The sequence below is a fragment of the Streptomyces sp. NC-S4 genome (assembly GCF_054353315.1).
The window spans coordinates 5,326,209-5,338,113 of the sequence record NZ_CM135937.1 but is presented as its reverse complement, the minus strand read 5'-3'; the positions used below and the strand labels follow the sequence as shown (position 1 = coordinate 5,338,113).

The 11,905-nt window shown below is 71.9% G+C and carries 10 protein-coding genes; 3 read left to right on the top strand and 7 right to left on the bottom strand.

Annotation, left to right across the window (positions count from 1 at the left end; genetic code table 11):
* Positions 1 to 36 precede the first annotated feature (36 nt).
* The 3 genes from ACXNSR_RS24145 to ACXNSR_RS24135 are packed head-to-tail and all read right to left on the bottom strand — an operon-like array spanning position 37 to position 4,349.
* Positions 37 to 519: a poly-gamma-glutamate biosynthesis protein PgsC/CapC gene (locus tag ACXNSR_RS24145; RefSeq protein ID WP_030712455.1), complete on the bottom strand. Its 483-nt coding sequence runs from the start codon at positions 517 to 519 to the stop codon at positions 37 to 39.
* Positions 516 to 2,084: a poly-gamma-glutamate synthase PgsB gene (pgsB, locus tag ACXNSR_RS24140; protein WP_458637555.1), complete on the bottom strand. Its 1,569-nt coding sequence runs from the start codon at positions 2,082 to 2,084 to the stop codon at positions 516 to 518. The genes ACXNSR_RS24145 and pgsB overlap by 4 nt, the downstream gene beginning before the upstream one ends.
* Before the next feature lie 6 nt (positions 2,085 to 2,090).
* On the bottom strand, positions 2,091 to 4,349 hold the full coding sequence (locus ACXNSR_RS24135; protein ID WP_458643378.1) for a HAMP domain-containing protein: 2,259 nt from the start codon (positions 4,347 to 4,349) through the stop codon (positions 2,091 to 2,093).
* 305 nt (positions 4,350 to 4,654) lie between these two features.
* On the opposite strand from ACXNSR_RS24135, the gene ACXNSR_RS24130 reads away from it, so the two are divergent.
* On the top strand, positions 4,655 to 5,521 hold the full coding sequence (locus ACXNSR_RS24130; RefSeq protein ID WP_458637554.1) for a hypothetical protein: 867 nt from the start codon (positions 4,655 to 4,657) through the stop codon (positions 5,519 to 5,521).
* 13 nt (positions 5,522 to 5,534) lie between these two features.
* Here ACXNSR_RS24130 and ACXNSR_RS24125 read toward each other — a convergent pair whose 3' ends face one another.
* Entirely contained in the window at positions 5,535 to 6,236 is a 702-nt protein-coding gene (locus ACXNSR_RS24125) for a uridine kinase family protein (protein WP_189733730.1), read from the bottom strand.
* Positions 6,237 to 6,287: 51 nt separating this feature from the next.
* Between ACXNSR_RS24125 and ACXNSR_RS24120 the strand changes: the two genes are divergently transcribed.
* Positions 6,288 to 6,635 (top strand): hypothetical protein, encoded by a 348-nt coding sequence (locus tag ACXNSR_RS24120; protein ID WP_458637553.1) that lies wholly within the window; start codon positions 6,288 to 6,290, stop codon positions 6,633 to 6,635.
* Positions 6,636 to 7,082: 447 nt separating this feature from the next.
* Here the strand turns inward: ACXNSR_RS24120 and ACXNSR_RS24115 are convergent, their stop codons facing one another.
* Genes ACXNSR_RS24115 through deoC form a run of 3 tightly spaced genes read right to left on the bottom strand, consistent with a single transcriptional unit; the run spans position 7,083 to position 10,379 of the window.
* Positions 7,083 to 7,982 carry an aldehyde dehydrogenase family protein gene (locus tag ACXNSR_RS24115; protein WP_382539948.1) on the bottom strand — a complete coding sequence of 300 codons (900 nt, stop codon included), beginning with the start codon at positions 7,980 to 7,982 and terminating at the stop codon, positions 7,083 to 7,085.
* A complete protein-coding gene (locus ACXNSR_RS24110) occupies positions 7,975 to 9,411 on the bottom strand; it encodes an aldehyde dehydrogenase family protein (RefSeq protein ID WP_030010884.1) in 1,437 nt (478 codons plus the stop codon). Before ACXNSR_RS24110 ends, ACXNSR_RS24115 begins: the two co-directional genes overlap by 8 nt.
* 5 nt (positions 9,412 to 9,416) lie before the next feature.
* Complete coding sequence (gene deoC, locus ACXNSR_RS24105; protein WP_458643377.1) at positions 9,417 to 10,379, bottom strand: deoxyribose-phosphate aldolase; 963 nt, start codon at positions 10,377 to 10,379, stop codon at positions 9,417 to 9,419.
* Between the two features lie 244 nt (positions 10,380 to 10,623).
* On the opposite strand from deoC, the gene ACXNSR_RS24100 reads away from it, so the two are divergent.
* Positions 10,624 to 11,889: a hypothetical protein gene (locus ACXNSR_RS24100; protein WP_458637552.1), complete on the top strand. Its 1,266-nt coding sequence runs from the start codon at positions 10,624 to 10,626 to the stop codon at positions 11,887 to 11,889.
* Positions 11,890 to 11,905 lie beyond the last annotated feature (16 nt).

Below are 11,905 nucleotides of genomic sequence, written 5' to 3'. Positions count from 1 at the left end.
TGCTCCGGGCGGTGCGGGTGGTCGGGCCGGCGTCGGTCAGGCGTGCGGCATGAAGCCGAGCAGGATGCCCGCGGTCAGCACGACGTAGGTCATGAGGGTCGCGGAGCCGGTGGCGAGCAGCGTGGCGCCCTTGGGCTGGCGGACGAGCTGGTAGGCGATCAGGCCGGGGACGATGAAGCCGAGGGTCTGGTTCGCGTACAGCAGCGGGAACTTCATCTGGAGCACGATGACCACGGTGGCCTGGAGGAGCACTCCGATGAGGACGACGGCCGCGAACAGGCGCTTGCCGTAGAGGATGACGAACTTCTGGGTGACGAGGGTGAGCGCGTACGTCAGGGCGGTGATGCCGACGACGAGCGCGGCGCGCTGCAGGTCCTCGATGAGGGTGAGCGCGAGCCAGCCGGGGGTGATCATGCCGCCGGGCGAGAGGTTCGTCGTCAGGTAGCACAGCAGGGAGAAGAGCAGGCCCAGCGCGATGCCGATCGCGGCGATCTCGGGGGTGAGGACTGCGGGGATCAACGGGGGTCTCCTGGACTCTGCCACTGCTGGTTCGGGTGGGGCTCGTACGGGCGGGGCGGCCACGGCTCCCCGTACTGCTGCTGGGGATACGGGCCCTGGTGCCACTGCCCGTCCGGCTGCGGCGGGTACGGGCCCTGCTCCTGGTACGGCGGCCGGTCCTGGGGGGCGGGCCGGGGATGCTGCTGCGGTGGGTGGACGTACTGCCGCGGCACGGGGGGCTGCGCGAACCGGAGTTCCTGGGCGGCGGTGAGGTCGGCGTACGGGTCGAGGTGCGGTACGTACAGCGGCGCCACGGGGGCGGCCTGCCGGGGCACGCCGGGCTCGCGGTCCCGGGCCGCCGCGGGGGGCTCGTCCCGGTCGGGCTCGTCCCGGTCGGGCTCGTCCTCGAAGCCGGGGAGTTCCGCCAGGTGTTCCAGGAGGATCTCGCCCTGGCCGTGGATGTTGCCGATGGCGACCAGGGAGGAGCTCTCGCCCAGGTGGCCGAGCAGCTCGTTCATGAACTCCTCGCCGTCGCGCTGGTCGCCGCCGAGGTCGACGGCGCGCCCGCGCCACTCGGCCGGGATCGCGTCGATGGCGCTCTTGGCCGGGTGCCCGATCACGAAGACCTTGTCGGGCATCAGGTCCGGGACGATCGCGCCCATCTGGCCGTTGCGCTCGACGCGGTCCGGGCGGCAGTTGATGACGACGTTGAGGGGGCGGTCGACGGCGCCGAGGTCGAGGAGCTGGTTGATGTTCATCAGCGTCGACTCGGGGTCGTTCGCGGCGAAGACGTTGGCGAAGCGCACCCGCTTGCCGCCGGGGGCCACGTACCGCTCGACGGAGAGCACGCCGGGGTCCGGCGGGGCGTCGTACATCCCCTGGAGGGCGGTTTCGCGGTCGACGCCGAGGAGCTCGGCGACGGTGAGCGCGATGGCGACGTTCTCCTTGAAGGTGAACCAGCTGAAGCCGCGCAGCTCGTCGTCGCTGACCGTGTCGGGGTCGGCGTAGACGAGCGTGCAGTTGCGCGCGTCGGCCTCCTCCTGGAGGACGTGGAAACGTTCCTTCTCGGCAGTGACACAGATTCCGCCGTGCGGCATCGAGCGGGACAGGGAGCGCGCGATGTCGTCGAGGGTGGGTCCCATCTCGGCGACGTGGTCCTCGCGGACGTTGCACAGGACGCCGATGGTCGACTGGATCAGCTTCGACTGGTTGATCTCCTGGAGTGCGGGCATGACGGCCATGCACTCCATGACCAGGGCGTGCGGCCGGTAGGCCGCGGCGCGCCGGACGATGCCGATCTGTTCGACGACGTTGGCGATGCCGAACTTCCGGTAGACGGGCTCCTCGGTCGCGTCCGGGTGGATGAACCGGGCCGCGGTGCCGGTGGTCTTCGCGACCGTCAGCAGCCCGCCGCCGCGCAGGGCTCCCGCGCACAGCCGGGTGATGGAGCTCTTGCCGCGGATGCCGTTGACCAGCACCCGGTTGGGTATCTGCGCGAGGTTGGCGTAGTGCCGGCGCTGCTCGACGACGCCCGCGACGAGCATGACCAGGCAGCAGAAGAGCAGCACGCAGTAGAGGAAGAGCACGGCGGATCAGTTCCTTCCGGCCGGGGTGGCAGGGCCGGGCGTCCGGCCGGTGGTGCCGCCGGCGGCGTCCCGCTTGCGCTGCTCCAGCAGCTGCAGGCGGATGACTTCGAGGCTGCGGGTGACGGCGCCGACCTCGTCGTGGTGGGTCGGGTAGACGACGGTGCGGCGGTCGCCGTCGGCCAGGGCCTCCGCGCGCCGGGCGAGGTCGCGCAGCGGCCGCACCACGATGATGTGGATCCAGCCGAGGCAGGCCACGGCGCCCGTGAGGCCGAGCAGTCCGGCCAGGACGGTGCGGTTCTGGGCGGTGTACGCCGGGATCTCCAGGCCCTTGGCGGACTGGTGGGTGACGACGGTCCAGGCCAGGGGCTGGGCCACGCCGCCGCCGGTCATCGGCGCCGCGGCGGCGACGGCGACGCCGCCGTCGCGGATCAGGGCGCTCTTGGCGCGCGGTCCCTTGCCCGGCTTCTCGCCGGCGGCGCTCTTCGCGTCCGCGCCGCTCGTGTCGTTGGCGGAGCCGACCAGGGCGTCGAGCCCCGCGTCCGACAGCGGCGTGAAGGCCCGGTACCCGTCGCTGGAGCCGATCACCCGGTGATCCGCGTCGACGACGCGGACCTCGCCGAGGCCGGGCCGCTTGAGCAGGGCGTTGAGGAAGTCGATGCGCAGCTCGCCGACGACGGCCGCGCCGGCCAGGCCGGTCGCCTCGGCGTACTCGGTGATGACCGGCCGGTTGCCGCTGTCGACGAGGGTCACGGGCTGCTTCGAGGGGCCCTTGCCGGCGGGGTGGTGGGGCGTGCCTCCGGCGCGGGCCAGGACGGTGCCGTCGGCCTTCAGGACGTACAGGGATTCGTAGCGTCCGTGCTGGTTCCGGGTGCGCTCCAGCAGCTTGGTCAGCTCGGCCGGGGTGGTCCTGTCGCTGATGACCGAGGCGACGGAGGTGAGGTCGGCGTGTCCTTCGTTGAGGGCGCGGCGTACCCGGTCGGCCAGGGTGTCGGTGCGTTCGCGCTGGTCGTCGACGATCGCCTTGGGTACGTCGACGGAGGCGCCCGCCCGGTTGAGCGTCAGCAGGAGCGGCGCCGACCACACCAGGAGCAGGATCCCGCACACCCCGAGGAGGGCGCGGGTCCCGATCCGGGAGCGGCGGCCCCCGCGGGGGCTCCCGGTCTGCGCTCCGGGCTCGCCGAGGAGCTGCCGGCGCAGCCGGTCGAGGGCGGCGCCGATACGGGCGGCCTCGCCGTACTTCGGCACGGTGACCGGCCGGTTCAGGTCGCCGCGGCCGATCCGGCGGCTCTCCAGGAACAGCCGCAGCAGCGGGCGCTGCACGGTGGTCACGAGCAGGGCCACGGCCAGTGCTCCGAGCACGAGCAGGGCGGCGGACGCGGCGATCCAGAAGAAGGAGTCGACGGCGGCGGAGCGTTCCTCGGCGACGCCGACGAACGAGACGACGGTGAGGCCGAGGGCGGTCGCGTCGGTGCCCACGCCGGGCTGCGAACCGGTGAGCTTCGCGTAGCCGGCCACGGAGCGGCGACCGTCCCTGGAGTCCCCGAGGAGGCTGCCGCTGACGCCCGCGAAGCCACCGGATCCGGGTTCCTTGGCCTGGAGGGGGTGCTGCCCGGCCTTCTGGGCGACGGTCTTCGCGAACTTCGCGAGCTGCTTCTTCTCCTGCCCGGAACCACCGATGCCGTCGCTGCCGAGGACCTGGCCGGAGGAGTCGAGGACGGCGATGGCGCGGGAGGGACCCAGGCTGATGCCGGGGACGTTCAGGCTGCTGGAGGCGACCAGGAGCTGCTGGGGGCGGTCGGGCCAGGACAGCAGGGCGAGGGTGAGCAGGCGGGTCTCGCCGTTCTCCAGCCGGACCATGCGGGGCGCGAGGCCGGACTCCCCGTCGAGCGCGGTCAGGTCGAGGGCGGTCAGCGGGAGGTTCTCGCCGCGCTGTGCCTCCAGCCGGCCCGACTTGATCTCGATGACGGCCGTGCCGCGCCACTTCTGGTAGACGCTGCCGAGCTTGTCGAGCACGGAGTCGGGCGAGACCGGTTCGCCGGAGCTGAACAGGGAGGCGGTCCTGCCGATGTCCGTGATGCTCTCGTCCAGGGAGGCGCGCAGGGCGATGGCGCCGTCCTCCGCGAAGTACTGCTGGGAAGTGCGGACGGCCGGCGGTACGCTCTCCCGGCCGACGTGGCCGAGCTGGAACGCGGTGAGGGCGGCGAGGGCCAGCAGCAGGGCTGACAGGGCGGCGATGGGCGGACGGATGCCGCCCAGCAGCGACATGTCGGCCCGGCGGCGGATCCCATGCCGCCGCTTCGGTCGCGACGCGGCCAACGCGGGCTCCTCTTCGTTCTGTCCTGGAGCCGGTGCGGCCAAAGGAGTGTGATGATCCGGCTCACTGGCGCGCGGGGATTACCGCGCGGGCCTCGGTGCGTCCGGTCGGCAACGAGAAGCGGAGGGCATCACTCCGTTATTTTCGTACGACTATGAACGCTCCACTGACCAGGCGAATAACGATTGCGGTTCTGTGCGGCGTTTTCATCGCCCTTTGTGCCGTTTTGGCTCTTCGGGCGGAGCGCTCGGGAGACGTGCCGCCGGCCCGTCCGGCCGGTCCCGCTCCACAGCGCCCGGCCGACCTCGGCCTGGAGCAGCGGATCGCCCGCTTCACCGCCGGCTTCGGCGAGAGCGGCGGGTACCGCACCCCCACGGAACAGGAAAGACTCGCGTTCGTCCGGGCGTTCGCCCACCTCCTCGACGGCGACGAGGAAGCGGCGCGGACCGGCTTCGCCGAGATCGACTTCACCCTGCGCACCGTCACGGACGCCGACGGCGGGCGCCGGTACGCCGAGGTGGCCGACGGGGTGAGTGAATCGGGCCACACCGGCCGCGGCTGGGGCCGGGTGTACGTCGACCTGGACCGGCCCGCACGCTGGTCGGTCCAGGTCCCCCACCCCGTCGCCGATTCGCGCACCGAGCTCCTGGGGGCCCGGGTGCTGCGCGGCGCACCCGGCGGGGTACTGGTCCTCGCGGGCGCCCACCGCGACGCGGGCGAGGACGGGGCGGCGGACGTGGCGCACCGCGACGACTCGGTCTTCCACGGCGTGGTGGAGGAGCTGGCCCGGCGGAACCTGCCGGGGGTCCAGCTGCACGGATTCGCGGACGAGTCGTTCCGCGGGCGCGACGCGGTGGTCTCCACGGGAGCCGGCGACAGCGCCGTGGCGGACGCCGAGCGGCTGACCGCCGCGCTGCGGCGCGACGGCCTGGCGGTCTGCACGGCGTACTCCGAGCGCTGCAAGCTCGCCGGGCGGGAGAACGAACAGGGCAGGACCGCCGCCGACCGGCAGTCCCGCTTCCTTCACGTCGAACTGAACAAGACGCTCCGCGGCGACGACCGCGGCCTCGACCGGGCCGCGGCCGCCCTCACCACCCTGACGGACCGCTGGTCCCGGCGGTGAGCGAGCCGTACCCCTACGCCGGGGTCGCCGTGCGGTGGCGGCCCGCCGCGGCCGCCGCCAGGCGGCCGAGCGCCTCGTCGCCGGCGCAGGCGTGCGCGCCCAGCGCGACATGGCGGGCCACGATGCCGCGTTCGGCGCGCATCAGCCGCAGGCCCCTGCGCAGCAGGAACGGCACCGACTTGCGGCCTTCGCGCAGGTCGCGGGCCAGCCGGCGGCGGAAGGTCGTCGAGGGGCGCCCCCGCAGGCAGATGGCGTCCGCGAGGAGGCCGAGCTCCTGGCAGCGGGCGGCCACGTCGGCGGCGAAGATGCCCTCCGCGATGAACAGCGGGGTGCGGGCGATGTCGAGGCTCTCGGTGCCCGTGCGGGAGCTCGTCGCGATGTCGTAGACGGGGACGTCGGTCCGCCCCGCCGCGCACAGTTCGGCGATCGCGGCGACCGCCGCGTCCGCGTCCCAGGACAGCGGGGAGTCCCAGTCGATGTCGGAGCTGCCGTCGACGAGCGGGAGGGTCGGGTCGACGCCTTCCTTGTAGAAGTCGTCGAGGCGCAGCACGGGCAGGCCCGATCGGGCGGCCAGCGAGGATTTTCCGGAGCCCGACGGACCGGTCAGCAGGACGACGCGGGTCGGTGAAGTAGAGGGGGAGCTCACGGGACACCAGTCTGAACCATTCCCCCGGGTAGGGGATCCTCCCGGTGACCGGTTGGTGTCCAGGAACACACCTCGACTACGCTGCGTGCGCACGCGACCACGACCTCAGGCGGGATCCCCATGGCACGTCACGCAGCCCCTTCCCTTCCGAACAGGCTCCGCAGCGCGGGACTGACCGTCTCGATGGCCGGTGCGGCCCTGGCGATGGCCGCGGGCGGGGCGCAGGCCGGTGAACTCGACGTACCGGCGGCCGTGGCCGGGGTCACCGACCCCATCGCGAACCTGAAGGTGAACCCGCTCGCCCACACCGGCGTGGACCCGCTGGACAACGGCGTCGCCACGAAGGTCGCCGACTTCCCGTCCGTCGGGACGGGCATGGTCACCGGAATCCTGACCCAGGGGCCCTCCGTGGGCGAGCTGCCCGCGGCGACGGTCTCGTCCCTCCTGGGCCCCCTCGCCCCCCGCTGAGGTCCCACCACGCCCCCGGCGAGTGAGCCGAAGGCGGCGCGCCGGCGAAGGCGGGCGAGCGCCCGGAGGAACCGTGAGGAACGAGCGGTTTCGAGGACGCACGCACGCCTGGAGCCGGCACACGCCCCCGGCGAGTGAGCCGAAGGCGGCGCGCCGGCGAAGGCGGGCGAGCGCCCGGAGGAACCGTGAGGAACGAACGGTTTCGAGGACGCACGCACACCTGGAGCCGGCACACGCCCCCGGCGAGTGAGCCGAAGGCGGCGCGCCGGCGAAGGCGGGCGAGCGCCCGGAGGAACCGTGAGGAACGAGCGGTTTCGAGGACGCACGCACGCCTGGAGCCGGCAGAAGCGCCGCCGGAGGCGAACCGAGCCCCAAAAAAAGAGGAGGCCCCGGCAGCGCGGGGGACGCTGCCGGGGCCGGTCTCGTACGGGGGCCGTCCCGGACGTACTAGTAGGACGAGCCGCCCGCGCCCAGCGACCCGGTGGGGTGCCAGACGGTCTTGGTCTCCAGGAACGCCGTCATCCGGGAGGTGCCCGGGTCGGCGCTCCAGTCGTCCACAGGCTGTGGACGCAGGACGCGCTTGAGGTTGTCGGCCGCCGCGATCTCCAGCTCCTTGGCCAGCGCCGCATCGGCTCCGGCCAGGTCGATCGCGTTGACGTCCTGGTGGGACGCCAGGTGCGGGCCCATCTCGCCGGCCTTGCCGGACAGGATGTTGACCACGCCGCCGGGCAGGTCGGAGGTGGCGAGCACCTCACCCAGGGACAGGGCCGGCAGCGGGGACTTCTCGCTGGCGATGACGACGGCGGTGTTGCCCGTCGCGATCACCGGGGCGATCACCGAGACCAGGCCCAGGAAGGACGACTCCTGCGGGGCGACGACCGTGACGACACCGGTCGGCTCCGGGGTGGAGAGGTTGAAGAACGGGCCCGCGACCGGGTTGGCCCCGCCCACGATCTGGCCGATCTTGTCGGTCCAGCCCGCGTACCAGACCCAGCGGTCGATGGCCGCGTCGACGACCGCGCCGGCCTTCGACTTCGACAGGCCCTCGGCCTCGCCGACCTCGCGGACGAACTGCTCGCGGCGGCCCTCCAGCATCTCGGCGATGCGGTAGAGGATCTGCCCGCGGTTGTACGCGGTCGCGCCGGACCAGCCGCCGAAGGCCTTGCGGGCCGCGACGACGGCGTCACGCGCGTCCTTGCGGGAGGACAGCGGGGCGTTGGCCAGCCACTTGCCCTTGGAGTCGCTCACCTCGTACACCCGGCCGCTCTCGGAGCGGGGGAACTTGCCCCCGACGTACAGCTTGTAGGTCTTGAAGACGTTCAGACGGGTCGCAGAAGACTCAGACATCGAGGTAGCCCTCCAGGCCGTGGCGGCCGCCCTCGCGGCCGAAGCCCGACTCCTTGTAGCCGCCGAAGGGCGAGGTCGGGTCGAACTTGTTGAACGTGTTGGCCCAGACGACTCCGGCGCGCAGCTGGTTCGCGACCGCGAGGATGCGCGAGCCCTTCTCCGTCCAGATGCCGGCGGACAGGCCGTACTGGCTGTTGTTGGCCTTGGCGACGGCCTCGTCGGGCGTGCGGAAGGTCAGCACGGACAGCACCGGGCCGAAGATCTCGTCACGGGCGACGGTGTGCGCCTGGGTGACGTTCGTGAAGAGCGTCGGGGCGAACCAGTAGCCGGAGGACGGCAGCTCGCACGCCGGGGACCAGCGCTCGGCACCCTCGGCCTCGCCGGTCTCCGCGAGCGCGGTGATCCGGGCGAGCTGCTCGGCGGAGTTGATCGCGCCGATGTCGGTGTTCTTGTCGAGCGGGTCGCCCAGGCGCAGCGTGGAGAGGCGGCGCTTGAGGGAGTCCAGCAGCTCGTCGTGGATCGACTCCTGGACCAGCAGGCGGGAGCCCGCGCAGCAGACCTGGCCCTGGTTGAAGAAGATGCCGTTGACGATGCCCTCGACGGCCTGGTCGATGGGGGCGTCGTCGAAGACGATGTTGGCGCCCTTGCCGCCCAGTTCCAGGGTGACCTTCTTGTCGGTGCCGGCGACGTGGCGGGCGATCTTCTTGCCCACCGCGGTCGAGCCGGTGAAGGCGACCTTGTTGACGTCCGGGTGCTCGACGAGGGCCGCGCCCGCGTCGCCGTAGCCGGTGAGGATGTTGACGACGCCCTTGGGCAGACCCGCCTGGCGGCAGATGTCCGCGAAGAACAGCGCGGAGAGGGGGGTCGTCTCTGCGGGCTTCAGCACGACGGTGTTGCCGGTGGCGAGCGCCGGGGCGATCTTCCAGGCCAGCATCAGCAGCGGGAAGTTCCACGGGATGACCTGGCCGGCCACGCCGAGGGGGCGCGGGTTCGGGCCGTAGCCCGCGTGGTCGAGCTTGTCGGCCCAGCCCGCGTAGTAGAAGAAGTGCGCGGCGACCAGCGGGAGGTCCGCGTCGCGGGTCTCCTTGATCGGCTTGCCGTTGTCCAGGGTCTCCAGGACGGCGAGCTCGCGGCTGCGCTCCTGGATGATCCGGGCGATGCGGAAGAGGTACTTGGCGCGCTCGGAGCCCGGCAGCGCGGACCAGGAGGCGAAGGCCTTGCGGGCGGCCTTGACGGCGCGGTCCACATCGGCGGCGCCCGCCTGGGCGACCTCGGCGAGCACCTCCTCACTGCTCGGCGAGACGGTCTTGAAGACCTTGCCGTCGGCGGCGTCGGTGAACTCACCGTCGATGAAGAGCCCGTAGGAGGGGGCGATGTCGACGACCGAGCGGGACTCGGGAGCCGGTGCGTACTCGAATGCAGATGCCATGGTGATCAGTCCACCGTCACGTAGTCGGGACCGGAGTAACGGCCGGTGCTCAGCTTCTGGCGCTGCATCAACAGGTCGTTGAGCAGGCTGGAGGCGCCGAAGCGGAACCAGGTGTTGCTCAGCCAGTCCTCGCCCGCGGTCTCGTTGACCAGGACCAGGAACTTGATCGCGTCCTTGGTGGTGCGGATGCCGCCGGCCGGCTTCACGCCGATCTGGATTCCAGTCTGCGCGCGGAAGTCGCGTACGGCTTCGAGCATGAGCAGGGTGTTCGCCGGAGTGGCGTTGACCCCGACCTTGCCGGTCGACGTCTTGATGAAGTCGGCGCCCGCCAGCATGCCGATCCAGGAGGCGCGGCGGATGTTGTCGTAGGTCGACAGCTCACCGGTCTCGAAGATGACCTTCAGGCGCGCGGCGCTGCCGTCCTCGCGGACGCAGGCCTCCTTGACGGCCCTGATCAGCTCGTACGTCTCCAGGTAGCGGCCGGCGAGGAAGGCGCCACGGTCGATGACCATGTCGATCTCGTCGGCGCCGGCGGCGACGGCGTCACGGGTGTCCGCGAGCTTGACGGGCAGGGCGGCGCGGCCGGCCGGGAAGGCGGTCGCGACGGAGGCGATCTTGACGTCGGCGCCGTTCAGCGCCGCCTTCGCCGTGGCCACCATGTCGGGGTAGACACAGACGGCGGCCGTCATCGGGGTCGTACGGTCGGTCGGATCGGGATTGACGGCCTTGGCGGAGAGCGCCCGGACCTTGCCCGGGGTGTCCGCGCCTTCGAGCGTCGTCAGGTCGATCATCGAGATGGCCAGGTCGATGGCGTACGCCTTGGCCGTCGTCTTGATCGAACGGGTGCCGAGGGAGGCCGCGCGGGCCTCCAGGCCGACAGCGTCGACGCCGGGCAGCCCGTGCAGGAAGCGGCGCAGCGCACTGTCGGACGTCGTCACGTCAGCGAATGCGGTGAGGGTGGTGGGCATGGTCACCAGATGAGCATATCTACGCGCGTAGCGACCTGTCACCCCCGCCCCCGGATCCGCTACGGAATCGACACCTCCACTCTCCGTTACGAAGCGATGACAGGAGCATGATCTTCCGCGCGCACAAGATCCATAACTTTGTTCTCAGCAGCCCGCCAGACACTCACCCGGCTCTCACCGACAGAGAAAACCGCGGCATGCGACTCTCCTCCACTTTCCCGAGACAACGCTTCAAGGAGTCGTTATGCGTACCGCCCTCCGTGCCTCCATCTCCACCGCCGTCCTCGCCGGCGCCCTCCTCGCCCCGATCGCGGGCACCGCGCATGCCGCCACGACCACCGGCCCGGCCGCGGCGGCCGCCGGGACCGCCCCCGACGCCGAGGCCGGCACCCCCGTCCTGATCGGCCCGGGCGTCGTCGCGGTCCTGCGCAACGGGTCCGAGGGTCCCGAGGCCCGCATCCACGCCGTTTCCGACAGCTGGAAGCCGGGCGACGAGTACACGTCCGGCGCGCTCGCCACGCTGGACGCCAAGCACCCCAAGGCCTCGGTGAAGGGCCTGGAGCTGGAGCTCGTCAAGAGCGGCAAGGGCCACGCCCTCACGGCGACCAAGGACGGCGCGACCAAGTCCTACCCGCTGCCGCAGGCGACGGCTGCCCCGGCCGAATGCGTCTCCGAGGCCAAGCACCTCAACCTCGGCGGCGGGCTGCTGGTCGAGCTGACCATGTCCCCCGAGGGCCCCAAGGCCTTCATGCACGGCGACGAGCCCGGCGACACCTGGTCCCAGACCCTCACCCGCACCAGCCCCCAGGGCTCCCGGGACTACTTCGCCCGCATCGACAACCCGAGCGGCGCCAAGCCCGTCTTCGAGTGGAGGACCCAGGGCGGCCACGTCCCCTCCCACTTCGTGGACTTCCCCGCCCTCCCCAAGGGCTGCACCCCCGGGTACCCGCTCCACGACAACGAGTCCACGACCTGCGTCTCCCAGCTCAAGGCGATCGGCCTCGGCGCCGGGCTCCTGGTCGACCTGACCATGTCCACCGAGGGCCCCGTGGCCTTCATGTACAGCACCGAGCCCGGCTCGACCTGGAAGCAGAGCCTCAACCGGTACGCCCCCCAGGGCTCCCCGGACTACTTCGCCCGCATCAACGACCCGAACGGCGCCAAGCCCGTCTTCGAGTGGAAGACCCAGGGCGGCCCGAACGTCCCCTCCCACTTCGCCGACTTCCCCGCCCTCCCCAAGGGCTGCACCCTCGCGTACAAGGTCACGGAGGAGACCCCGGCCCCGAAGCCCGAGCCCTCCACCGCCAAGCCGGTGACCGCCACCACGAACGTCTCCGCCCAGACCACCGGCCAGACCACGGTCGTCCCCCGGGGTGCCGTCGCCGCGGGCGCCGAGATCGCCGCCGAGGACACCGACAACAGCATCACGGTCGCGGCCGGCTCCGCCCTCCTCGCGCTCGGCGCCGTGCTCGGTGCGACGTTCCTGCGCCGCCGCCGCAGCCACAGCTGACCAACGGCCGCCCCGC

Bases quoted from the DNA above. Each gene is read 5' to 3' on its own strand.
- ACXNSR_RS24115 (WP_382539948.1), bottom strand. From the start codon at position 7,982: ATGTCTGAGTCTTCTGCGACCCGTCTGAACGTCTTCAAGACCTACAAG.
- deoC (WP_458643377.1), bottom strand. From the start codon at position 10,379: ATGCCCACCACCCTCACCGCATTCGCTGACGTGACGACGTCCGACAGT.
- ACXNSR_RS24100 (WP_458637552.1), top strand. From the start codon at position 10,624: ATGCGTACCGCCCTCCGTGCCTCCATCTCCACCGCCGTCCTCGCCGGC.
- ACXNSR_RS24120 (WP_458637553.1), top strand. From the start codon at position 6,288: ATGGCACGTCACGCAGCCCCTTCCCTTCCGAACAGGCTCCGCAGCGCG.
- ACXNSR_RS24110 (WP_030010884.1), bottom strand. From the start codon at position 9,411: ATGGCATCTGCATTCGAGTACGCACCGGCTCCCGAGTCCCGCTCGGTC.
- ACXNSR_RS24135 (WP_458643378.1), bottom strand. From the start codon at position 4,349: ATGTCGCTGCTGGGCGGCATCCGTCCGCCCATCGCCGCCCTGTCAGCC.